Genomic DNA, 23,709 nt, shown 5'->3' on the forward strand with positions numbered 1-23,709 from the left:
AGAGTTCCCTTATGGAAAAAATGCAATTTAAAGCAGAATCCAAAAGATTACTGGAAATGATGGTTAACTCTATTTACTCACAGAAAGAAATATTTTTAAGAGAATTAATTTCTAATGCCAGTGACGCCATTGATAAACTTTACTACAAGGCATTAACGGATGATGAATTAACGTTTGATAAAGGCAATTACTACATAAAGGTTGTTCCCAACAAAACAGACAGAACATTAACAATAACAGATACCGGAATTGGCATGACAAAAGAGGATCTTGAAAACAACCTCGGAATCATTGCAAAAAGCGGTTCATTGGCGTTTAAGAATGAGAATGAAGCTAAAGATGGCCATGATATTATAGGACAATTTGGTGTAGGATTTTATTCTTCGTTTATGGTAGCCGACACTGTAACTGTATACAGCAAGGCTTTGGGGAGTGAACAGGCATTCAAGTGGCAGTCGCAAGGAACGGACGGATATACAATTGAGCCTTGTGAAAAGTCTGATATTGGTACTGAAATCGTGTTAGCGATTAAAGAAAATACAGAGGACGAAACATATGATGAGTACCTTGATGAGTACCAACTAAAATCAATTATAAAAAAATACTCTGATTTCATTCGTTATCCGATCAAAATGGACATTACCGCCAAAAGACCAAAAGAAGGCAGCGAAAATGAATTTGAGGATTATACAGAAGAGCAAATTATCAATAGCATGGTCCCGATTTGGAAAAAGAATAAAAATGAACTTACAATAGAAGACTATGAAAATTTCTATAAAGAGAAACATTACGGTTTTGATCAGCCAATTAAGCATGTTCACATTAGCGTGGACGGTGCTGTAAGATATAACTCAATTTTATTTATCCCACAAAACATTCCTTTTGACTATTATTCAAAGGAATTTGAAAAAGGGCTTGAGCTATATTCTAATGGTGTCTTGATTATGGAAAAATGTTCGGACCTGCTTCCGGATTACTTTAGCTTTGTTAAAGGCATGGTAGATTCTGAAGACTTATCACTTAATATTTCCCGAGAGATATTACAGCACGATCGACAGTTAAAATTGATAGCTAAAAATATAAACAAGAAAATCAAAAGTGAATTACAAAGCTTATTAAAGAATGAACGGGACAAATATGAGCAGTTCTATAAATCTTTTGGAAGACAGCTAAAATATGGTGTATACAGTGACTACGGCAGCCATAAGGATGTCCTGGAAGATTTGTTAATGTTCCATTCCTCAAAAGAAAAGAATCTGGTTACCCTGGACGAGTATGTGGACAGAATGCCAGAAGACCAGAAGTATATCTATTATGCGGCTGGAGAATCAATTGATAGAATCGAAAAGCTGCCACAGGCTGAACTAGTTTCGGATAAAGGCTATGAAATGCTTTATTTCACTGAAGATATCGATGAGTTTGCTATCAAAATGGTAGGAACCTACAAAGAAAAAGAGTTTAAGTCAATTTCTAGTGGTGATTTAGGCATTGAAGCAGACGAAAGTCAGGAAGACAAAGAATCTGATGAAAAAGAAAACAAGGAACTCTTTGATTTCATGAAAGATATCCTTTCAGATAAGGTAAAGGATGTCAGAGTATCAAAAAGACTGAAATCTCACCCAGTATGTTTATCTACAGATGGTGAAGTCACCATTGAGATGGAAAAGATATTGAGCGCAATGCCAGATAATCAAAATATTAAAGCAGACAAGGTACTGGAAATTAATGTGAACCATGAGGTTTTCCATTCTTTACAAGATGCATATGAAAAGGATAAAGAGAAATTAGCCTTATATACCAACCTTTTGTATAATCAGGCACTGTTAATCGAAGGATTGCCGATTCAGGACCCAGTAGAGTTTACAAATAATATTTGTAAAGTAATGGTGTAGGTTATTTTTTGTACCCCTCAAGAGGGGAGATGTTAAAGCTAATTAGATCAAAAAAACACAGATATATGATTAAGCCAAATCCCATATGATTTGGCTTTTTTCAGGATTTAATATCACTGTCTACCTTAGATGGTTGTATAGGGGATAGATATATCCGCAATTTTCCGCTTACTTGGTTTTAAATAAGCAATGTAGTTTTTAAGGTAAGTGACTGACAACTATCTATGGCAATCACCCCAGCAGTTTGCTCTGGACCTATTCTTATGGTACTGCCGTAACAGAAATGTACATTTTTAATAACGATGTTACTTATTCGTTTTTACCCATTTTAAATAGGAAATTTAATAGGTCTCTCGTTATGATCAATTCTGATGTTTTGTCCCCATCCAGCTCCAGCCCCATAAAAATACGCTTAGTCCCTCTCATTTCGATAAGACACATCGGATCGCCAATCTTCAGGCTTTCTGTAGCTTATTCGTTTTTACCATTTTACAAGCCTGCTGAAAGGATCACTGGAGCTTTTCTGCTCTTTTTATATAGTCATCAATTCAGAAACCAGGCATTAATATAAATTTACATATTTAGGTAAAAGAACCAGCCTCTATAAAATGATTTTTTCATTTACATTATGGAATTTAATAGCTAATCTCAATAAAACTTAAGTTTACAACAATGTATACAAGTAAACAAAGTGTATTCTTTTTGTGTTCAAATATGTACACATGTATACAAAATGGTGTACATGTTGTTATATAGGCATGTGTACAAATTTGTAATTGTTGTATACGAAATTGAGACGTTGTTTACGATTTTGAACACAACTATTGTCTTATTGACTAGTCTATTAATATTCTATAATGTTAATAAAGGAAGATAGATTAATTGAGAGGAATGATTTTTTCGTGAGTAAATCCAGAATTTGTGCAATTGATGTAGGAAACGACGCGGTTAAAGCGTTATTTGGGAAAACTGACTATGAACTTTACATACCTAATGTAATTGCAAGAGACACTGAGGATCGTCCAGTAATAGGAATAGAAGAGTTAAATGAAAAGGATCCTGTGGAAGGTATCCATATAAGAGTCCACTCCCCTGCCCTAAAGGAGAACAATGTTATTTATCGTGTTGGAAGCTTGGCTACTAAGGCTGATAATGCATCAGAACTAGATCCGGGCAGCAGCAAGTCTGAAGAGGATCAAACATTAGTGATGCTTTTTGCTGCTCTAGCATTAGATGCGGTAAGAGCTGAAAATGCAGAGCAGTTTGAAAAGACTAATAATGTAATCAACGCGGCTTATACAATGGGCACCGGACTTCCGCTTCGTGAAGTTAAAGAAGGCAAAGATGTGGGCTACCGTTCACAGCTGTTAGGCTCCGTTCACCAAGTCGAATTTTTGGTCACTCCAAAATATCAAGGCTTGAAAGTAAATATAAAATTTGATGAAGTTAAGGTGTATCCAGAAGGCTTTGCCGCTTATATTAACCTTGTCATGGATAATAACTTAAACATCATTAATAGAGATTTGATAGATAAAAGTATCCTAATTCAGGATATCGGCGGATTATCAACAGACGTGGCCGTTATTAAGAACCGTAATGTTGATGATGATAAAGCCCAAGGCTTTAATATTGGTGTCTCAGAAGCACTTGAACAAATTAGGGAAGAAATCAGATCAAAGCATGGTGTGGAACTAGATAGCCGCAGAGATGTTGTAGACATCATTACTAGAAAAAATAACCGGAACCATATCATGGTAAAGGGCAGCCGCACTAGCGTTCATGATATTACGGACAGAATCTTGCTAGAATTAGCGAAAAAGCAATATCGTCATTTGCGTAATGTCTGGCAGAAAAACTCTCAAACTGAAATCTGCTACTTTGTTGGCGGCGGAGCGATGGTTCTAAAAGAATATATCAAAACCTTAAATAATAATTTAGATGGCTACAATATTGAGTTCTTTGAGGATGAAAAAGAAAGCATCTGGATGATGGCAAATGCTTACTATAAGTTAATCTCAGACTTTGTTAGAAAGAGTCAGCCGGCACCACAGGAAAAAGAGAAACAAACAGTCAAAAAATAAGGTGATTATATGGATAAAAGGGGAAAATTAAGTATCCAGAGAGGGCAGGCGATTACTTTTCGCCTCCCCTCGGACACTCCTGACCACATCATAAGACAAATGCATAACTTAAAAGAAACAGAAAAACGTAACTTTTCTAGTAAAATTGCCGAGTTTGTCATGGATGGAGTCAGCAAGTCCATCACTAAAGAGAGAGAAACCATCACTATCCCGCTTCCGAAGCAGTTAAGCAAGGAACAGCGGAACTGGATTAAGCACTCTCATTCGGAGGCTTTGTTAGGAAACATCATCCATCAATTGTTAGCCGATCCGTTGCGGGCAACGTCAATATTAGCAACCCTCAATAGCAAGGCGTTGGATATTGATGAAGCTCTTTATCTGCAGGAGGATCAATTTTCAGCAGAGGCTCCAAAACAGGACGATGCAACAATGGTCCAGCCGGAAGACTTAAATAATGATCAGGAAAACTTAGAAGATATAGAAGATGATCTGATGCACTTTGACTGGGACACTGCTAAGCAAGACCATGCTTCTGAAGAGGAACCTCAGAAAGAAGAGAGTGTCGACGATTTACTGGGCGGGTTTTTGGCGAATATGAATAAATAAATATATTTCAGCCTGAAAGTAGAGTCTTGCTTTCAGGCTTTTTTTATAAAAAAGTGTCCCCTATTACTATCCCTTCTGTATAACTTAATCTCTGTGTAGACTATCCTGTCCTTCATCAACCATAATTCCACAATAAAAAACACAAGCCCAGAAGACTCTCAACTTATTATTTATTAAAATGTGTAAAAAGTTATAGTATTATTCAAACTATTCTAATAATATTAAATTATCTACTGTGATTAGTCATGCTCTGTTCATCAATTTAGCCGTCCCAGCTCCTTTTCAAAACATCTTTGAGCTTGCTTTTAACCATTGTTGCCTGTGTTTTCATTGATTCCAAAAGCCGTTCAAAACAGTAAACGATGCTCAGAGGAGAGAGGGAAAGAAATGATAGATAATAACCAAATACATGAGCGGCCAGAGCTTATTCTCCAGAAGCTTATTCAGTTTAATACCACTAACCCGCCTGGCCATGAAAAGGCATGTGTAATGTATATAAAAGATCTTTTAGCAGGTTATGGAATCGAGTCTCAAATCGTCAGTAAGGATGAGGATCGCCCTAATTTAATTGCCAGGTTAAAAGGAGGGGGCTCTGCCGCACCTTTAATGGTTTACGGACATGTTGATGTTGTCACAACAGAGAACCAGCGCTGGGCCCACCCGCCTTTTTCAGGGGAAATTGTCAATGGCTATGTGTGGGGCCGAGGAACTCTGGATATGAAAGGCTGTGTTGCCATGATGATAGCAGCCTTTTTAAAAGCAAAAACTGAAAAAACCCAACTGCCAGGTGATGTGCTGCTTGTTATATTGAGTGATGAAGAACATGGCGGGAGTTATGGAGCTAAATTTTTGGTTGAAGAGCATCCCCAACTTTTTGAAGGTGTAAAATATGCCCTTGGGGAGTTTGGCGGCTTTTCGATGGAGCTGGATAAAAAAAGGTTTTATCCAATAATGGTGGCGGAAAAGCAGATGAGCTGGCTGAAGGTGACAATCAGAGGCCAGGGCGGCCACGGTTCAATGCCAGTTCGCGATGGCGTTATGAGTAAGCTTGCCCGCCTGTTGGAAAAATTTAATCAACCGTTGCCTGTCCATATTACCCCGGTCATAAAGGAGATGGTCGAGGGTATTGCAAACGAAATGGCGTTTCCGAAAAAGCAGGTGTTAAGGCAGCTGATTAACCCTAAAATGACCAGATCAGTATTAAAAATATTAGGGGAACAGGGGAAGATGTTTGAAGCCCTGCTGCACCACACACTCGCCGCAACCGTCATCCGTACTAGTGACAAAATAAATGTCATTCCTGGTGAGATTACCGTCGAAATAGATGGCAGGATTTTGCCAGGTTTTTCAGAATCAGAATTTCTGAGAGAAGTTAAAAATCTAATCAGTGATGAGGGACTTGAACTTGAAGTTATCCGTTCAGATATTACAAATGCTGAACGTGATATGAAGCTGTTTGGCCGGCTGTCCGACATTATAAAAGAGAACGATTCAGAGGGTATTCCGATACCATTTGTCCTCCCAGGTGTTACCGACGGACGCTTTTTTTCCAGTCTTGGAATTCAAACATATGGATTTACCCCAATGAAACTTCCCTCTGATTTCCAATTCCTTAAGACGGTCCATGCTGAAGATGAGCGGATTCCGGTGGATGCGCTTTACTTCGGAACTGATGGTCTATTTAAGGCAATTCAGAGGTTTGGAGAGTAAGAAAACGAAAAAGCGAGAGGCCATGCTAAAGTTGGTCTCTCGCTTTTTCTATTATTTTAGTAAATCCTGAATAACTAGATTTGTTAAATTCGGAACCATTTCAAGCGAATATTTCATCTCCATGCGCTCGTATTGCTTATGAGCATCAAAACCATATGGCCCGATATTAATAACCGGTACATTTATATCGCGAATATCCTGGTAATCAACGAAATGTTTAACGCCCCAGCCTGGATTGTTTCTTGATACAGCCTGAATTCCGTCTTCATCATCACTAATGGCAACAAAGCTCATATCAGAAATGTAAGGAAAAAAGTTTCTCGTCACAATAGGATGGCTGTAATCAGGCTGGAGAGTGGCCACAGCCTTTTCAAGTGCGGAAATTAATCTCTGTTCCTTTTTGTCTTTCCCGGTAACCTCAATCCGAGGCGAGTACAAAGACGAATAAAAAAGAATAATTGCAGGGCTGCGGTCACTCATCCATTTCCACGCTTCCTCGACCACTCTGGCTGCGAACATCCTTGTATCCAAGCTTTTATCAAGCAGAAGCTCATTCTTAAAGTGAGCCATATGATCAACAAACAATGTTCCATGCTCTGCAATTAGGATCTTTTCAAGTTCCTCGTATATAAATACCCTAGGTTCCCATTGCGGTTCAAGGTAAGGCTGGCTGCTCAACTTGCTGAATCGTTTATATTTTTCTTTATATTCCTTTAAAGCGTTCTCAAATGCAATCTCAGCCTGTTCCTGAAGCTTCAATAACACATCCCTCGGAGACCAGGAATGAATGAAAAAGTTGTAATAAACATAAGCTGAAAGCGCTGTTTGAACCGTATAAGCGGGCTTTAGGTCCATTTGCCTCAGACTGACAGGCGGGACTGTTGTCTCTCCGTATGCCTCATTGCATAGCTCAGGATTGTAGCTGATCTGCTTAGTTAGTTCGGCAGCAATAAAATTGGGATCAATTCCTTCAAAACAGGAGCCTACATGGGTTTCAGCACCAGTTATAAAAAAGGAAGGCAGCAGCTTGCCAACAGTCCCTTTATAAATATACCGGTTTTCATCCCCATCGAACCTTGGCGAAACAAAATCAGCATTAATGGCAGCAATGTAATCGAAGTGATGCTGTTCTCTTAGTAATTTCAGTTCTTTTAAAGCAGACAAAATCCCATGTGAGCTGTCCTCTTCATCACATTCTACGACGACCAGCAGGTTGCCTTCTAATTCTTCAGGATGCTCTGAATAGTATTTTAATAGATATAAATGGCTGGCAACTCCGCTTTTCATATCAAGTACCCCGCGGCCAAATAAATACTCTCCAGATCTCAAGTGACTTTTAACTGCATCCGGAAGATCATCAGCCTTTAAAGCCTCCATTAACTCGTCAGGTTGACACGCCTTCTCTTGGAGATGATTAAAATCTTCAGTTCCAACTGTATCCATATGCCCCATTAAAATGATTGTTTTGTCAGAGGGTTTTTTTGTGCCTTTTACAAAAGCCATTACATTGTACCGTTCCTGCTCATCTGCAATGGTTTGCTGTTTCATTATGTACCCAGGGTTTTCAATAAAGTAAGGATAGGAAGAAACTAATGTATAGATAGCCTGGCTAATTTCCTTTTCTCCCGCAGTATTCACTATGCTTTCGATCTCGACTAGCTGTTTCGTTAAAAATAAAATATCATCATGGCAAGGCAGCATTATATGGTCCTCTTTTCATTAATCTCATCTTTCTAGTTTTGATATTAAACGAAATGACCATATTGTCAATGGGAAACCAGAATCGTATTTTAGAGTAAATATAGCCCGGGAAATCATGAAATAAGGGGGTTTAGTACTGCTAAAATAAGGCGAAAATGTAAAAGTTCAGAAATTTCAGGAACAAAAGCGCAAGCGCCCGTTAAGACAGGACTGGAGCACGCCGATTGAGATAAAGGAAACACGACGGCGGAAGCGATTTGATGTTGACTTATCGTAGGGAGGTGGGCGAAGTACACGAGTCGCTGGGTGCTGGAGCTGGATGCAGACAACGCATATAATTATCCATAACTTGGAGCTTTTATGGTTTCTATAAAAAGGAGAAAAAGTGAATGAGTACTTATACTAAAAAGCGCTTTATTACAATTGGCAGCTTCCTGCTTGGTTTTGGTTTTTTAGGGGCATTGGATGGAATTATCTTTCATCAGCTGCTTCAGTGGCACAGTGTATATATGGAGACTACCAGGACAGGACAAATCATGAGCGACGGATGGTTTCACTTAGGGGTTTCAATTGCTCTAGTAGCAGGTGGGGTTGTGTTATGGCTGGGAGGAAATCCATCCGATCATGATAAGGGAATTCAAAAACTAGTGGGAGGATTTCTAATTGGAGGCGGAACCTTTAACCTGGTTGAAGGAATTGTCAACCACCATCTCCTGCAAATCCATCGGGTAAAGCCTGGAGACCCAAATGCCCTGGTATATGACCTTGCCTTTCTGGCACTGGGTGTACTTCTAGCTGGTATAGGTTGGTACATCCAGCGGAACCCAAAGACACAATCAGACTCAGCTGGGGCTTAATAAATTGAAAGGAATCAGCATGTACAGAGTTGTTAGCTTTGTAGTCTTATTTACGTTCGTTTCCATCATGTTGTACTTTCATAATCAATACGGTCATAACCATTCAGCTATCGAAGCCAGCAGCCATCTTCACACTAGATTGAATATTCCGGAGGGAAAAATCGTCCCGGCTATTAGCGGTTCTGTAAAGCAGGATCCTTCGGGGGCATGGCTTTTGAGTATCAGAACCGATCACTTTGCATTCACCCCTGAAAAAGCAGGAACCGACGACGTGGGCTTTCATGAAGGCCATGCACATCTTCATGTAAACGGGGAGAAGATAAATCGGCTTTATGGCCAATATTATAATCTGGATTACTTTGAAAAAGGAACCTATACCATTAAGGTGACTCTCCATGCTAATGACCATAGCCTTTTAACCTATAAAGGGGAAGAGATTGCCTTTGAGGAGATTATTGAGGTAAACAAGTAATCATCTTATCAATCTAACACTTATCATGAACCGACCGACCAACCAAGCCGCTGTATTTTTTAGAGCGGTTTTTGTATTGCCAGAAAGAGGATGCTGAGGGCAGTCAGCCCCGCCTAGAATAAAAGGGGGCTTGATGAAATTATTGTTTTTTTTAAAAGCTTAGCTGAATTTAAATAAAAAACGATCGAAGATTATGCACCTTTCTAAAAAAGGGAAGGATGCTAACAAAGATTTTTTAAAAAAAGAGGGAGCTGAACTTATGTATGATTGCCTAATCATTGGTGGTGGAATAGCGGGCCTGCAGGCAGCAATTCAGCTTGGGCGCTATCAGCATCGGGTGCTTGTCATTGATGCGGACGATGGCCGCTCTAAGATTTGCCGCAGCTACCACAACATACTTGGGTACCCAGATGGAGTAAGCGGGCAGCACTTACGAGAAATGGGCAGGGAGCATTCGAAAAAAATGGGAGTAGAATTCGTGATTGACCGGGTGATCGGCGCAGGAAGGAGCGAAGAGGGGTTCACACTTGAAACGGAAAAAGGTACAGTCTATCGTTCGCGGCGACTTTTATTTGCGACTGGCATTGTCGACCGGATCCCTGACTTTCCTGAGATTATGCCATGTTTAGGCAACAGTGTGTATGTGTGCCCGGATTGTGACGGCTATGAGGTTAAGGATAAGAAAACGATTGTTATGGGGGCTGGAAACACAGGTGCCAACATGGCACTGACTCTTTCCTATTGGACAAAGGATTTAGTTTTTGTTAACCATGAGCGAAAGCCTGTTGACAGGGAACTGTTGGAGAAGCTAGAAGCAAAACAGATTAACTATCTTGAGGAGACAATTGAGAAGGTAAAAGCGATTGGGGCTGACTTTAATGGTGTGATCCTTAAAGGCGGAGAACAAATTGAAGGACAGCGGGGGTTTATCGCTTATGGCGGGAATGAAGTGAAATCGCAGATAGCCAGGCAGCTGGGCGTTGAACTTCATCAAAACAATCATATTCTTGTGGATCCTAGGACAAAGATGACCAATGTAGAAAACGTTTGGGCTGCGGGAGACGTTGTGGCTCATTCCGAGCAAGTGACGATTGCAATGGGAGATGGCTCACAGGCAGGGATATGGATTCATAAAACTCTTTTAAAAGATCGGCAAGATTAAAAGGGGGTAAAGCCCTATGCTTAAAGCGAGGGGCTTGGTTGACGAGGAAAAAATGGTCTTTATAAACGAATTTACATAAAATGAGCAAAATGACACTTAATCAAAAATAAGAAAAGCTAATGCTTGTTTATTGATTACGGCTCTTTGCATAACTGCCCCTCTGGAAATACACTACGCTTTCCCGCAGGAGTCTTCGGGGTATTTCCTCCGATAGTATTCCTTCTCTAAAGTGAATAGCATCATGATCGGAGCGAAGGGCTGTCGACTCCAGCGGGAAAAGCAACAACTGAAGATCCCGCAGGAAGCGGTTTTCTTCCGAGGAAGCTGAAGTGTTGCCCGCGGAAAGCGACTGCCTGAAGCGGAGATCAACCCTGCTATATGGCGCAGTGTATGTCTTTATTCTGTATTAGTATCCCTCTGAACCAATCCGTTACTTAACAAGCTAGATCCCCCTTTTAGTCTTGGAGTTTGTTACACAGATTGCTACCGCTTCGCTTCATACACACGATATCCAAGTTTCTTTGCCAGGTCAGTGGTCAGTTTATAATGCTCAGTTAGAATCTGATCCAACACTGCGGGAATATGTTGAGAAGGGTTCAGCTCAGGAACTGTTTCTGCTGTTAAACTTTTAAGGTTATCAGACACAGATTGTGAGCTGAGAATCCTGCAATTGGCAAAACCAGCATCCTTTATGGATTTAAGCCAATCCTTTTCTGTCAGGATTCTAGTGATTCCGTATACCTCAAGTATCCGGCGTTTTTCATCTTCAGTTAATGGCTTTTCTGCAGTCATCTCTATAGCCAAAAGGCTTCCAGCAGGTTTTAGTACACGAAGAAACTCCTTTAGTGTTTTGTTCTTGTCCGTAAAGGCTGTTACAGACTCTGACAGGACGAGGTCAAAGCTTTCGTCTTTAAAGGGCAGCAGCTCCACACTTGCGCGGTGGAGTTTAACAGGCAGGCGGTCTAGTGTAAAACGATGATGTGCCTTTTGCAGCATAATCGGATGTACATCGATTGCTGTTACTTTGCTGGAATACTCTTTTACAATATACGAAGCAGTCTGACCAGTCCCGCAGCCGGCATCGAGCACCCTCGTTCTTTCGCTTAATAACATTTTCTTTAAGACCTTTTTAGTGAGATTGAGACCTCCGGGATGGGCCCCTCCAATCCCGTAATAGGCTAAGGCATCTTCATAGCTTGATTTCATCAGCTTTTCCCCTTTAAATTCTATTTTCTATTAGTTTATGAAAGAGAATAAAAATAGCCACCTGAACAGGCGGCTAATAATCGAATGCAATGCAGGCTCTAATTCCATTTTTAGATTCAACTTATACTGTTGTTTGCAGGGCTTTTTCTGCCTCTTTCACAACATACATTCTTTTATCCGCATTCCTTAGCAGTGTTTCGGAATCTCTGCCGTCAATAGGATAGATGCTTGACCCGATGCTTGCTGACAGCGGGATCAATTGATCTTTAATAAAAGTGGGCTTAGAAATCTCTTCTTGTATCCTTATGGCTATTTGTTCAGCCTCTGCTTCACTTTGTATTTCTGGCAAGAGAATAATAAATTCGTCGCCGCCAATTCGCGAGGCAACGTCCCTTAGTCGTGTACAGATATTAAGCCTGTTTGCTACTTCAATTAATACCTGATCCCCTATATCATGTCCATGAGCATCATTGATTTGTTTAAATCCATTTAAATCAATAAAAAGAACAGCAACAAAGTGATGGCCTTTTTGAGCTTTTCTTAATGCTGACTGAAAACTTTCATGAAAAAATGCCCTATTCGGAAGGTTGGTCAAGTTGTCATGATAAGCAAGGTGGAGAATCTTCTTCTGGGACTTTTCTAGGGAGGCCAGCAGCTGGTTGAACTCCCTTTCCATTTTAGAAATTTCATCTTTACCTGTAATGATGGCACGATCAGCTAAATTCTGGCTTTGTCTAATGTAAGACATTTTTTTAATCAGTCCAGCCCATCTCTTAAGCACGGTTTTTTCCAGAAGGAGCAACACCATTAGAACACAGGTAAGAGCCACAGAAATCGTCATAATCATAAAGGCTGATACACTGTCGCTCCCTTTTAAATAAAGGGTTCGTTCTTCTTCGAAAAATAAGAACAGAGGATTGCCAAGAATGTCTTCTAGAACAGCCACCCCTTTAAGTAAATGAGATCCATCTGTCTCGATAATCGTTTTATTGGTATCTGCAAGTTGACCTTCATCTTCAGGTGAAACGGTTTTAAATTGGCCATTAGAAATTAAAGCGGCTAGAGGGCTGTCAATCTCACTGTTCATTAAAAAACGAACAGCTATTAGAAAAAGAGGGGTTTGATGAACATTCTCTGCCACCTCAATTGGACGAATTGCGACAAGCAAAGGACCTTCAGGAACAACATGAATACCGGCTAGGTCTTGGATTGATTCAGTTTTGGATGCAGGAGCAGATAATAAGCTTATGGCTAGATTGGATAAGCTGGAAGAAGACATATTCTGTCTTTTTATTTCGCTGCTTTTATTAGAAATAATATTTCCGGAAGGGTCCGTTAATAAGAGCATTGTATCCGGACTGTCACTTGCCAAAACTCGAAGGTGTCTGGGGTTGTGTGTACTCTCCAGCTGGTGGTTTTTTACAATATCATCTGTCTGCCTAGAAAAAACCGACACCTCATGCTCCAAAGCTGCTTTTGCTGCATTCAGTTTCTCCCGAAGATTTTCTTCTTCAAGCTCAGCAAATCTTTTTAATAAAATGGTCTCGGATGCATAAAAGAGAATAATAATTCCGGATAGGAAGATAGACGCAGTAAAAAGAACAATCTTTTTTCGTATACTCATCGGACTACACCTTTTATCCTTATTTTAATGAAGTAATGTACTTCTATTTACCCACCATTTGGGTAAACAAACCAATATTTCATCATTATTCCAAAGGTGTTTTATACAGTAAAAAAACCGCGCAAAAAGAGCACGGTTTTGAGGTAGACTTATTTTTCATTAACTCGCTTGAGTGGTGTCTCGGCAGGACCTTCGATGACTTCGCCTTTATAGGAAAATCTTGAACCATGACATGGACAGTCCCATGTAGTTTCTCCGTTGTTCCAGTGAAGCTCACAGCCCATATGAGTACAGGTTGTATCTACAACAAATACCTCACCTGTATCGTCCTTATAAGCACCGGCTCGCTTTCCGTTAACCGTCACAACCGCACCTTCATTTTTGTTTAAATCCTCAGGCTGCCGGTTTGGATGCTCAAGCTTTCCTTTAATAAAGTGTTTTGCGACATCCTGGTTAATAGAAATAAATTTCTTAATATCAGGGTTAGCATGAAATCTCTGTGGTTTAAAAACGTCTTTATAAGGAGTTTCTCTCTCCAAAATATAGTCTCGAATCAATAGGGCAGCGTTTGTTCCGTTGGTCATACCCCATTTTCGATAGGCAGTCATAACATAAATGTTTGGATGGTCATCAGACATTGGCCCAACATAAGGGATTTTATCCATTGTCTTAGGGTCTTGAGCTGACCACCTGTAAAGTATGTTCTGAACACCGAATGTTTCAGATGCGAATTGGGCTAATGATTCATAGTTTTCCATCGTATCGTCATCGACACCGGTTTTATGGTTCTCTCCCCCAAATAATACGACCTTCTCCCCATTATAGGTTGCGTAGCGGAGAGACCTGGTTGGCTTCTCTGCATTAATGTACATGCCGCCAGGGTACTCCTTGTCAGTTTTAACTGCAATAAGATAAGAACGTTTAGGATACATACGTGCAAAAAAGAAGCCTTCCATATCGTAAAATGGCCAGTGTGAGGCTACAACGAGATGCCTGCTGGTTACTTTGTGACCATCTCTTGTAATAACTTTAGGATTCGTACCTTCTTCAATATTGACTGCAGTAGTATGTTCATAAATAGCTCCACCATTATCAGTAATCGATTGAACAAGACTTTTTAAATATTTTAGTGGATGAAACTGAGCTTGATCCCTCATAACTATAGCAGCTTGGCTTTTTACTGGAATCGGGATTTCAGAAAGATAATCTGAATTAATGCCTAATTTTTCATAGGCTTTAAATTCATTGATTAGGCTGTCCATTTTATTAGAAGCATTCGTAAAAATGTACGCATCTTCTTTTGACAGATCACAATCAATTGATTTATCCGCAACCGTATTTCGAATGAAGTCTATTGCACGGTTGTTTGCTTCATAATAAAGCCTTGCTGTTTCTTCGCCAAAATTTTGAATAAACTCATCATAAATAAGACCATGCTGGGCGGTTATTTTTGCTGTTGTGTGGCCTGTTGTGCCATTTAGAATCTGGCCTGCTTCGATAACAGCAACTTTTACGCCTTCCATCGTCAGCAGGTAGGCAGTCGTTAATCCGGATATACCTCCTCCTACGATGGCTACATCAACATCGAGGTCTTGCTTCAGCTTTGGAAAGGAAGGAAGGTCCGTTTCACGCCAAAGCGGTTCTGGAAAGCGTGGTAACTTGGAATTCATATTAGAGTTTTGTGTCATATTAATGCCTCCATAACTAGAGTTAATGTAGTTAATTTTTCCAGACATTACAAAAACATGCATACACAGCAAAAAAAATTACATTTATTTTGATACCCTGAACTGGAAAATCTATTCATTGAAAACGGCAGTTCTTATACATATTTAGTATAGTAATGCTAATAAACTGGAAAAAGATGATCATTATAGGTTACTCTATTGTGGAGAATAATGTATCGGGGTGGATAAAGCAGATGGCTCAGTCTAAAACAAATGCTATGAGACTGCTGGATAAAGAGAATATTACTTATAATGTCTATACATACGAAAGCAATGATGGAAAAATTGACGGTCTGTCAGTTGCGGAAAAAATAGGAAGAGATCCTAATTGCGTCTATAAAACCCTTGTTATTCAGGGAACGAGCAAAAACATCTATGTGTGTGTGATTCCAGTTGGTGCTGAGCTTGATCTAAAGAAGGCAGCACAAGAGGCTGGAGAAAAAAAGGTTGAAATGCTTCCGGTTAAGGATATTCAAAAACATACAGGCTATATTAGAGGCGGATGTTCTCCGCTCGGTATGAAAAAACTCTATCCAACCTTGATAAGCACAGAAGCATCAGGCTTAGGTCTAATTATTGTCAGTGCCGGAAAAATAGGGATGCAAGTAGAGGTGAATCCAGACGATTTAAAAACAGTGACGAAAGGCCAATGGGCAAATATCTGTAATTAAATTTAAAGTCCATTCAGGGCTTTTTTTGTCTAGTGTGGAAAGTCGGGTGATTTGCGGCATCCATGGCTCAGGCGCTTAGTGACTAGTGTACTTTACTTAACAGCGCTTGCGCTTTAGTACATTAATTCTTATATAGGCATTCACCCATTTATTCTCCGCTGCATATAGTAAGAAAGAAACAAAACCGCCGTTATGCAACGGCCGATGGGAGTTGAGTAAAATGGCAGGAAAAATAGTGAACTATTTTGCAGGCGGCAATACGGCTCGCGGGTTTTACAGTTTATATGAGTCTAGTTTACAAGGACTATCGCGTTTGTTCATTTTAAAAGGCGGACCTGGAACCGGTAAATCATCGCTCATGAAAAAAATTGGCTCCAAATGGAATGAGGAAGGCTACGATATAGAGTATCTTCACTGTTCTTCGGATAATCACTCAATCGATGGAGTGATTATTCCAGCCTTGAAGGCAGGAATTGTTGATGGCACTGCCCCTCATGTTATTGAACCAAAGGCACCGGGTGCTATTGAAGAATACGTCAACCTTGGAACAGCGTGGGACTCATGTAAATTACAAGGGAAGCGGGATGAGATTCTAGCCCTTTCAGCAGAAATAAGTACATCATTTGAGAAGGCATACAGTTTGTTTGATGAAGCACTTAAAGTGCATGATGAGTGGGAGAAAATCTATATTGATAATATGGACTTTTCTAAAGCAGATATTCTTACGAATGAGCTGATTTTGAGATTTTTTGAAGATAAGGGGCTAAATAAAAAATCGGATATCCGCCATCGGTTTCTTGGTGCGGCCACCCCAATTGGAGCAGTTGATTTTGTTCCTAACCTAACGGAAGGGGTTCCGAAGCGATACTTAATAAAGGGTCGTCCCGGTTCTGGGAAGTCAACATTGCTGAAAAAAGTTGCTGCACAAGCAGAACAGCGCGGCTTTGATGTAGAGGTGTACCATTGCGGGTTTGATCCTCAAAGCTTAGATATGCTAATTTTAAGGGAATTGGGGATTGCCATTTTCGATAGCACCGCTCCTCATGAATATTTTCCGGAACGGGATAATGATGAAGTTATTGATATGTATGAAAAGCTGATTACGCCGGGAACGGATGAAAAATATAAGCAAGAATTATACGGTATTTCAGTCCGGTATAAAGTAAAAATGAAACAGGCAACAGCTGCTTTAGCCGGAGCAAAGAATCTTCGTGACAAGCTCGAGGCGATCTATATTAATGCAATGGACTTTAGCAAAGTCGATGCCATTACAGCAGACATTGACCAGCAATTACAACAGCTCACAACAGAATGTGAGTAAGTATAACTAACTAAGGTGACAGGCACCATCCAGTTTTCTGGATGGTGCCTGTCACCTTATCATCTATCTGTACCCGTATCCAGGAAATCCATGGTGTCCATGGTGCCCGCCATGATGTCCACCGTGATGTCCATGATGCCCGCCGTGATGTCCACCGTGATGTCCATGATGCCCGTATCCGTAACCAGGGAAACCGTATCCGCCAAATTGGCCATGGCCTGTTCCAGGGTAACCAGAACCGCCAAATTGTCCAAAACCTGTGCCAGGGAAGCCATATCCGCCAAACTGTCCATAGCCCGTTCCAGGGTAACCAGAACCGCCGAATTGTCCGTAACCTGTTCCAGGTAGTCCTAAGCCATCAAACTGTCCGTATTGTGTCCCAGGGAAACTAAACCCCGTCCCTTGTGCACCATAAAAGTCATCTGAACCAAATTGTCTTTCATAATTTACCTCTTCGCCAGGATAATATCCGTACATATCGCTGCTCCTTTCAATATACCAATGTATCTATTTTCGGGAGTGTTATCTTCACCCATAATAGCCTATGGAATAAACGGATATGTGCGATAGGCAGAAGCCCTTTTTAGGGAAATAGGATAGTTAAGCTAAAACACTGCTCTATAGAAAATGGCCTCTAGGGTAGAGGCCACTTTGGTTTAGAGCTTAGTTTTCTTTTTAGGGATAACTTCTTTCGAGAGCAGCTTCAAAAGTGCTGCCCCCATTAAAAATAATATAATCGTAAATGGCAAAGCAGATACAAGTGATGCTGTTTGAAGTCCTGCCAGCCCGCTGCTGACCAGGAGTACTCCAGCAATCGCTCCGATTAAAATCCCCCAGATAATCCGTGCTACAAGCGATGGGTTTATGACTCCTCTGGCGGTCATAACTCCAAGAATATAAGTGGCTGAATCAGCCGATGTAATCAAAAACGTAAAGATTAACAAAATCGAGAACAGTGATGTCAGGAGTGGAAAAGGCAGCAAATCAAATGTATTGAAAAGTGCTGATGTAACATCTTGATTAACAGCCTGAGCAATACCTGTTCCAGAAAATAAATCAAAATGCAGGGCAGTGCCGCCGAAAACTGCAATCCATAATAAGGCGATAAGCGGTGGAACCATTAGTACTCCAATCACAAATTCTTTTATGGTACGACCACGGGAAACCCGGGCGATAAAAGCTCCAACAAATGGCGACCAGGCAATCGCCCATGCCCAATAAAAGATAGTCCAGTCTCTTATCCACGTTCCTCCCGCATAAGGAGTGAGACGAAGACTCATCGTAATAAAGTTAGAAAGGTAGTCTCCTAATCCTAATGTAAACGAGTTTAAAATAAATACAGTTGGTCCAGTAAAGAAGACGAAAAGCATTAATAATAAGGCTAGAGTAAGGTTCAGATTGCTTAAATATCTGATCCCCTTATCGATCCCCGTTGAAGATGAGATGATAAAAAGGGCCGTCATAACTAATAGGATCACAATTTGAATTGTTCCGCTATTCGCAATGCCAAATGCCGCGTTCAAACCGCCATTTATTTGGAGAATCCCCAGTCCTAGAGAGGTTGCAACTCCCATAACGGTGGCAATCACAGCAATAATATCAATCGTATCTTTAAATGGCTGTCCATAAATCCTTTTTGGAATGACAGGCTTAAGCGTTGTCGAAATCAGCCCATCCTCTTTCTTGCGGAACTGAAAATAGGCTATAGCCAAGCCGACCATCGTAAACACAGACCATTGGCTGACACCCCAATGGAAAAAAGAATAGCGCATGGCCGTACGCGCCGCTTCATTCGTCATAGCTTCGGTTCCAACTGTCGGGGGAGTGAAGAAATGGCTCATAGGTTCGGCAATTCCCCAGAACACAAGACCTATTCCGAAACCAGCACTAAACAGCATGCCAATCCAAGTGAAAAAAGAGTATTCTGGCCGGTCATCATCCCCGCCAAGTCTAATTCTCCCGTATTTACTGAAAGCAAGAAATAAGCAAAATATCACAAATAATAAAACCGACAATAAATAAAACCAGCCAAATGCATAGGTGGTAAAATCAAACGCCTTTCCTGCGGCCAATTCAAATAGATCAGGTGCAAAGGCACCGAATAAAACTAATAATAAAATGATAACTGCTGAAATCCAAAATACTTTAGTAACCTGATTGCGAAAAGAATCCATTGAGTTCCTCCTTGAACGATGCGTTAAGTCTTCATATGGCAAACTAGATAAACAGAAAAGTTTATATCAGAAAATAAGATGCGGATAAAAGAGCGGGTCTAAGTACGAAAAATGAATACCTTATGTTTACCCTGTTACGGAAAGAGTCTAAACATCTCACTATCAATGATAGGCAAACATAGCTATAGCCCTGATTATCTTGCCACTGTTATATATAGGCTATTCCACTAATTTAAGCTAAAAAACGTTTAAGTTCCAAATTGGAAAAGCCCGCAAGTAAATACTAGAATGGAGAGTATAACATTTTCAGGCTAATCATGTCATGAAATTATTGGCAGTTAAATCAGCCTTTAAGCAAGCCAAGGAATATAAATCCTGTTTTATGGGATAAGGCAGAGAGTATCTCAATTGAATAAAAAGGCGATTATGTTAGAATGGCAAGGTGTAAAATACATAGCAGAAGGTGAAATATATGATTAAATGCATAGCAATTGATATGGATGGGACTCTTTTAACAGCCACTCAGCAGATTCCTGCCGGAAATATAAAGGCAATAGCAGACGCCAAGGCTCAGGGAATCGAGGTAGTCATTGCAACTGGAAGATCCTATCAGGAAGCAACCTTTGTGTTGAAGGAAGCTGGTGTTGAGGTTCCAATCATTTGTGTGAATGGCGCTGAGGTCCGTTCGATTCAGGGCGAGGTGTTATCTTCCAATCCTCTCATGAAAGAAAGTGCTAGGGAATCAGCCATGTGCCTAATAGAAAATGGGGTTTATTTTGAAGTCTATACGAACAACGGCACGTTTACGACGGACTCAGATATAGGGGTTTCTATTATGGTAGATATTTTTATGAGTGCAAATCCTGATGCCCCGCTTGATAAGGTTACAAAAGCAGCAGAAGTTCGGTTTAATAAAGGATTAATTAAAAAGATTGATAGCTATGATTTTTTGTTCGAAGATAACGATTATCAAATCTATAAGCTGCTAGCTTTTTCGTTTCTAGAAAACAGGCTGGATACTGCAAGAAAGTCCCTTATTGAACTAGAGGGAGTTAATGTTACCTCGTCAGGATATGAAAACCTAGAAATCACAAGCTTGAAAGCACAAAAGGGCATTGCCCTTGAGGCGTTCACCAAAGCAAATGGCATCAGTTTAAAAGAGACAATGGCGATTGGCGACAATTATAACGACCTTTCGATGATGAAGATGGCAGGCCGTTCAGTTGCAATGGGAAACGCTGACGAACAGATTAAAGAGCAATGCGATATTGTTACCCTAACCAATGAGGAAAGCGGTGTGGCAAAAGCAATTCGTGACATTTTATAAAGTAGTCCTGCTAAAGAACATTGTTGCATTTAAGCAGTGTTGAGAGTGCGAAACGAAAATCAACAGCCAAGCTTTAAAAGAGCCTAAAAAAGGAGTGGTTAGATGGGGAAGATCCTGATCCCTGTATGGCTGATGCTTCTATCCTTAGTTGCTGCATGTTCAAATGATAATAGTGAAAGCAGTCAATCTCCTGGTGGATCTGACGAAGAGACGTTTGTTCAAACAGAAGCAGCAGAAGTACTGGCAGAACAGCTAAACGTCCCTTGGTCAATCGCAAAAAACGGTGAAACATTCTTTTTAAGTGAACGTCCAGGAGCGATTGTTAAGGTAGAGACCGGCCAAATGACTAGACAAGACGTCAGGCTAAATAAGCCGTTATCCAATGCTCCTGAAGCGGGGTTGTTAGGTTTTGTGCTTTCCCCTGACTTTAATGAAACCAGCCGTGCGTATGCGTATTATACCTACCAGGATGCTACCGGCCAGTTCAACCGTATTGTTGAATTGTTAGCTGAAGGAGAGGGATGGACTGAAGCTAAGGTGCTGCTGGACAAGCTTCCGAGCGGCCAAGTTCACCACGGAGGCCGTCTTAAAATTGGCCCTGATAATAAGCTTTATGCAACAACTGGTGATGCTTCATCTGAGCCAGAAATAGCACAAAATGTCGAGTCGCTGGGCGGCAAAATTCTTCGGTTAAACTTTGATGGCACTGTTCCTGAGGATAACCCCTTTAAAGACTCCTTCGTTTATAGCTATGGCCACAGAAATCCGCAAGGCCTTGGCTGGAAAGAGGGAGGCACGATGTACGCAAGTGAACATGGACCCTCCGCTCAGGATGAAATTAATCAGATACAGGCAGGGAAAAATTATGGATGGCCATTTATTAAGGGAGACGAAGAAAGAGAAGGAATGGAAACCCCGATTTTTAACTCGGGAGACTCAACTTGGGCGCCATCCGGAATCGCGATCTCAAATGATAAATTATACGCTGCTTCCCTAAGAGGCCAGGCAATCCGCGTATTCAACCTGAAAGAAAATGAAACGAATGAAGTGGTTTCAGGACTTGGGCGCATCCGGGACGTAATGATCGACGGAGACTATATGTATTTTATCAGCAATAATACTGATGGTCGCGGAACCCCTGATGAGACTGATGATAAGCTCTATCGTATCCCGCTTTCAGCTATAAATGGGAAGTAGCCTATCATAATTTTGCTACTTCACAGCTGTGTTGACCGCGAACCGCAAGTGTCTTTAGCAGAAATCAAATTACAAGTAAGAAAGCTAGTCTCTAAAAACATACCCAGGCAGGATTTGAGTTCATACGGGCTATAACAAAACAAAGCACGCCTTAAGAAAGGCGTGCTTTTTCATGTCGTAAGGATCGTGCTTTTCCAAAATTGTAAAGGGAAAAATCCATCTTATAGATGGATTTTTACGAGAATTTGTATGTCCAGAAGCGTTCATTATATACCCATTTCATCATTGCTGGGTCATTGTCTTTCAGTTTTTCCGCCATATTTTCGACCATCAGCTGTGTCTGGGAGCGGTGAGCCTTTATGGCATCTATTTTTGTATCGGCAACAGCTCTGATGTCGTGAACAATATCAGGTTCGCCGATTTCTTCGACACAGTTATTAGAAAATGCAACACAGTGAAGTTTAGGGCGCTTATCAGAAGGCAGCTGTCCTACAGCCCTTACTACCGCAGCCCCGCATGCATCATGGTCAGGGTGGACAGAATAGCCTGGATAAAAAGTAATAATCAGAGACGGCTTAACCTCAGCTATTAGAGCTGCCATGGCATTAGTAAGCTTCGCCTCATCCTCAAACTCAATTGTTTTATCACGATATCCCAGCTGGCGTAAATCTGAAATCCCAAGTATTCTAGCAGCTTCTTTTAATTCATATTCACGGATAAGCGGCAGTGTTTCGCGATTTGCAAAGGGAGGGTTTCCCATATTGCGTCCCATCTCACCTAGCGTAAGGCAAGCATAGGTTACTGGTGTTCCCATATTGATATGAGTCGCGATTGTACCTGAGACTCCAAACGCTTCATCATCGGGGTGGGGAAACACAACTAGCACTTGAGTTTCTTTTTCCATTTCAAGACCTCCTTTTATTCATATGTATTAATTAAACGGAGTTTCGCTAATTTGCAGGGCAACTGCCAATTTTCCATCAAAGTCGTGGCCTGCCATTAACAGTCTATTTTTGTCATCTAATTCAAAATGGGTAATTCCTTCAGCATAAACCCAGCCAATGGCTAATTTTAGTCCAACGCGGTATGGTCCGTTTCCTGTAATTTTCCCATGCTCATAGTTAATTTGGGCATTGCGGATATAGGCACCTGCTGAGAAGAACGATTCATTGTGGTGTGAGGCATATGCTCCGTTTGTTGTCTCCATATGGATATATACCTCTTTGTTTGCAAAGTGATCCAAAGCATCTTGAACCTTTTTCATGATAACCGGCTCCATTAGTCTCCTCCTTTCGGCAGTTTCCCTTAAATAGGTTTCCGCTAGTATATTGTCAGTGATACATATTATTCATTTTACTAAATATGAAAATCAAAAGCGAAATTGTAGCACATTTAAGCTGAATAGAGGATTAAAAAACGTGTGGACGGGAATTGTAAGGAATAAAAGGAGGGGTACAATATGGAACATGGAAAGGCACTTGCAATAAAAGGTGTCATGACAATTGTAGTTCTTTTCTTAATAATGGGTTTTGGGTATGGAGCCGGGTTCGGCGATGTACTCATTATGACTTTGGTGCTCGGTCTTGTTTCTTACGTGCTTGGAGATTTATTTTTTCTCCCCAGGACCAGCAATATGATGGCTACGCTTGCTGATTTTGGGCTGGCATTTATACTGATTTGGGGCTTAGGTACGGTTCTAATGGAGCCCACACAATCATTAATATGGGGAGCACTGTTTTCTGCACTGCTGATTGCCGGCGGTGAATGGTTCTTTCATAGTTACATGAAAGAGAACGTCTTGCATGCAAGAAATGGAGCATAAAAAAAGGATGGCGATTTACCTGAACTAGGCCCCATATTTCGGACACTTTAATAAAAAGTGCCTATGCTGCTAATAAATGATCCCGGTATTGTACCGGGGTCATTTTCTTTAATCCCCATTGATACCGTTGACAGTTATAATATTCAATCACACGGTCTA

General features: G+C 40.7%; 21 protein-coding genes. 12 read left to right on the top strand and 9 right to left on the bottom strand.

The window, feature by feature from the left end; all coding sequences use genetic code 11:
• The first annotated feature begins 11 nt into the window (after positions 1-11).
• The 4 genes from htpG to HRJ06_RS19780 all read left to right on the top strand — a co-directional run bounded on the left by htpG (position 12) and on the right by HRJ06_RS19780 (position 6,289).
• Complete coding sequence (gene htpG / locus HRJ06_RS19765) at positions 12-1,892, top strand: molecular chaperone HtpG (RefSeq protein ID WP_174734695.1); 1,881 nt, start codon at positions 12-14, stop codon at positions 1,890-1,892.
• 902 nt (positions 1,893-2,794) lie between these two features.
• On the top strand, positions 2,795-3,973 hold the full coding sequence (locus HRJ06_RS19770; protein ID WP_174734696.1) for an Alp7A family actin-like protein: 1,179 nt from the start codon (positions 2,795-2,797) through the stop codon (positions 3,971-3,973).
• Between the two features lie 9 nt (positions 3,974-3,982).
• Positions 3,983-4,579 carry a hypothetical protein gene (locus HRJ06_RS19775; protein ID WP_174734697.1) on the top strand — a complete coding sequence of 199 codons (597 nt, stop codon included), beginning with the start codon at positions 3,983-3,985 and terminating at the stop codon, positions 4,577-4,579.
• A gap of 387 nt (positions 4,580-4,966) precedes the next feature.
• Complete coding sequence (locus tag HRJ06_RS19780) at positions 4,967-6,289, top strand: M20/M25/M40 family metallo-hydrolase (protein WP_174734698.1); 1,323 nt, start codon at positions 4,967-4,969, stop codon at positions 6,287-6,289.
• 51 nt (positions 6,290-6,340) lie between these two features.
• On the opposite strand, the gene HRJ06_RS19785 is transcribed toward HRJ06_RS19780, so the two are convergent.
• On the bottom strand, positions 6,341-7,990 hold the full coding sequence (locus HRJ06_RS19785; RefSeq protein ID WP_174734699.1) for a M20/M25/M40 family metallo-hydrolase: 1,650 nt from the start codon (positions 7,988-7,990) through the stop codon (positions 6,341-6,343).
• A 389-nt stretch (positions 7,991-8,379) separates the two neighbouring features.
• Here HRJ06_RS19785 and HRJ06_RS19790 point away from each other — a divergent pair, with 389 nt between their 5' ends.
• The 3 genes from HRJ06_RS19790 to HRJ06_RS19800 all read left to right on the top strand — a co-directional run bounded on the left by HRJ06_RS19790 (position 8,380) and on the right by HRJ06_RS19800 (position 10,481).
• Positions 8,380-8,847 (top strand): DUF2243 domain-containing protein, encoded by a 468-nt coding sequence (locus tag HRJ06_RS19790; protein WP_174734700.1) that lies wholly within the window; start codon positions 8,380-8,382, stop codon positions 8,845-8,847.
• Positions 8,848-8,851: 4 nt separating this feature from the next.
• A complete protein-coding gene (locus HRJ06_RS19795; RefSeq protein WP_174734701.1) occupies positions 8,852-9,319 on the top strand; it encodes a hypothetical protein in 468 nt (155 codons plus the stop codon).
• 259 nt (positions 9,320-9,578) lie between these two features.
• Complete coding sequence (locus tag HRJ06_RS19800) at positions 9,579-10,481, top strand: NAD(P)/FAD-dependent oxidoreductase (protein WP_174734702.1); 903 nt, start codon at positions 9,579-9,581, stop codon at positions 10,479-10,481.
• Between the two features lie 483 nt (positions 10,482-10,964).
• Here HRJ06_RS19800 and HRJ06_RS19805 read toward each other — a convergent pair whose 3' ends face one another.
• The 3 genes from HRJ06_RS19805 to HRJ06_RS19815 all read right to left on the bottom strand — a co-directional run bounded on the left by HRJ06_RS19805 (position 10,965) and on the right by HRJ06_RS19815 (position 14,999).
• Positions 10,965-11,687: a class I SAM-dependent methyltransferase gene (locus HRJ06_RS19805; protein WP_174734703.1), complete on the bottom strand. Its 723-nt coding sequence runs from the start codon at positions 11,685-11,687 to the stop codon at positions 10,965-10,967.
• A 121-nt stretch (positions 11,688-11,808) separates the two neighbouring features.
• Complete coding sequence (locus HRJ06_RS19810) at positions 11,809-13,311, bottom strand: diguanylate cyclase domain-containing protein (protein ID WP_174734704.1); 1,503 nt, start codon at positions 13,309-13,311, stop codon at positions 11,809-11,811.
• 149 nt (positions 13,312-13,460) lie between these two features.
• Complete coding sequence (locus tag HRJ06_RS19815; RefSeq protein ID WP_174734705.1) at positions 13,461-14,999, bottom strand: FAD-dependent oxidoreductase; 1,539 nt, start codon at positions 14,997-14,999, stop codon at positions 13,461-13,463.
• A gap of 233 nt (positions 15,000-15,232) precedes the next feature.
• On the opposite strand from HRJ06_RS19815, the gene ybaK reads away from it, so the two are divergent.
• Together ybaK and HRJ06_RS19825 are read left to right on the top strand one after the other, a co-directional pair.
• Positions 15,233-15,709 carry a Cys-tRNA(Pro) deacylase gene (gene ybaK / locus HRJ06_RS19820; protein ID WP_174734706.1) on the top strand — a complete coding sequence of 159 codons (477 nt, stop codon included), beginning with the start codon at positions 15,233-15,235 and terminating at the stop codon, positions 15,707-15,709.
• A 220-nt stretch (positions 15,710-15,929) separates the two neighbouring features.
• Positions 15,930-17,030, top strand: coding sequence for a PRK06851 family protein (locus HRJ06_RS19825; protein ID WP_174734707.1), 1,101 nt, complete (start codon positions 15,930-15,932; stop codon positions 17,028-17,030).
• A 63-nt stretch (positions 17,031-17,093) separates the two neighbouring features.
• Here HRJ06_RS19825 and HRJ06_RS19830 read toward each other — a convergent pair whose 3' ends face one another.
• Both HRJ06_RS19830 and HRJ06_RS19835 read right to left on the bottom strand, forming a co-directional pair.
• On the bottom strand, positions 17,094-17,507 hold the full coding sequence (locus HRJ06_RS19830; protein WP_197970042.1) for a hypothetical protein: 414 nt from the start codon (positions 17,505-17,507) through the stop codon (positions 17,094-17,096).
• Between the two features lie 179 nt (positions 17,508-17,686).
• Positions 17,687-19,204: a BCCT family transporter gene (locus tag HRJ06_RS19835; RefSeq protein WP_174734708.1), complete on the bottom strand. Its 1,518-nt coding sequence runs from the start codon at positions 19,202-19,204 to the stop codon at positions 17,687-17,689.
• 472 nt (positions 19,205-19,676) lie between these two features.
• On the opposite strand from HRJ06_RS19835, the gene HRJ06_RS19840 reads away from it, so the two are divergent.
• Together HRJ06_RS19840 and HRJ06_RS19845 are read left to right on the top strand one after the other, a co-directional pair.
• Positions 19,677-20,531 (top strand): Cof-type HAD-IIB family hydrolase, encoded by an 855-nt coding sequence (locus HRJ06_RS19840; protein ID WP_174734709.1) that lies wholly within the window; start codon positions 19,677-19,679, stop codon positions 20,529-20,531.
• 102 nt (positions 20,532-20,633) lie between these two features.
• The gene (locus HRJ06_RS19845; protein ID WP_174734710.1) at positions 20,634-21,728 is read left to right on the top strand and encodes a PQQ-dependent sugar dehydrogenase; all 1,095 of its coding nucleotides are present in this window, start codon (positions 20,634-20,636) and stop codon (positions 21,726-21,728) included.
• Between the two features lie 235 nt (positions 21,729-21,963).
• Here HRJ06_RS19845 and bshB2 read toward each other — a convergent pair whose 3' ends face one another.
• Both bshB2 and HRJ06_RS19855 read right to left on the bottom strand, forming a co-directional pair.
• A complete protein-coding gene (bshB2, locus tag HRJ06_RS19850) occupies positions 21,964-22,632 on the bottom strand; it encodes a bacillithiol biosynthesis deacetylase BshB2 (protein ID WP_174734711.1) in 669 nt (222 codons plus the stop codon).
• Between the two features lie 27 nt (positions 22,633-22,659).
• Complete coding sequence (locus HRJ06_RS19855) at positions 22,660-23,007, bottom strand: YojF family protein (protein WP_174734712.1); 348 nt, start codon at positions 23,005-23,007, stop codon at positions 22,660-22,662.
• Positions 23,008-23,187: 180 nt separating this feature from the next.
• On the opposite strand from HRJ06_RS19855, the gene HRJ06_RS19860 reads away from it, so the two are divergent.
• Positions 23,188-23,550, top strand: coding sequence for a YndM family protein (locus HRJ06_RS19860; protein ID WP_174734713.1), 363 nt, complete (start codon positions 23,188-23,190; stop codon positions 23,548-23,550).
• 61 nt (positions 23,551-23,611) lie between these two features.
• Here HRJ06_RS19860 and HRJ06_RS19865 read toward each other — a convergent pair.
• Positions 23,612-23,709, bottom strand: a 98-nt coding sequence (locus HRJ06_RS19865) for an IS3 family transposase (protein WP_174734097.1), incomplete at its 5' end; no start/stop codon positions are given.

Source organism: Mesobacillus harenae (assembly GCF_013343715.1).
Classification (GTDB): domain Bacteria; phylum Bacillota; class Bacilli; order Bacillales; family Cytobacillaceae; genus Mesobacillus_A; species Mesobacillus_A harenae.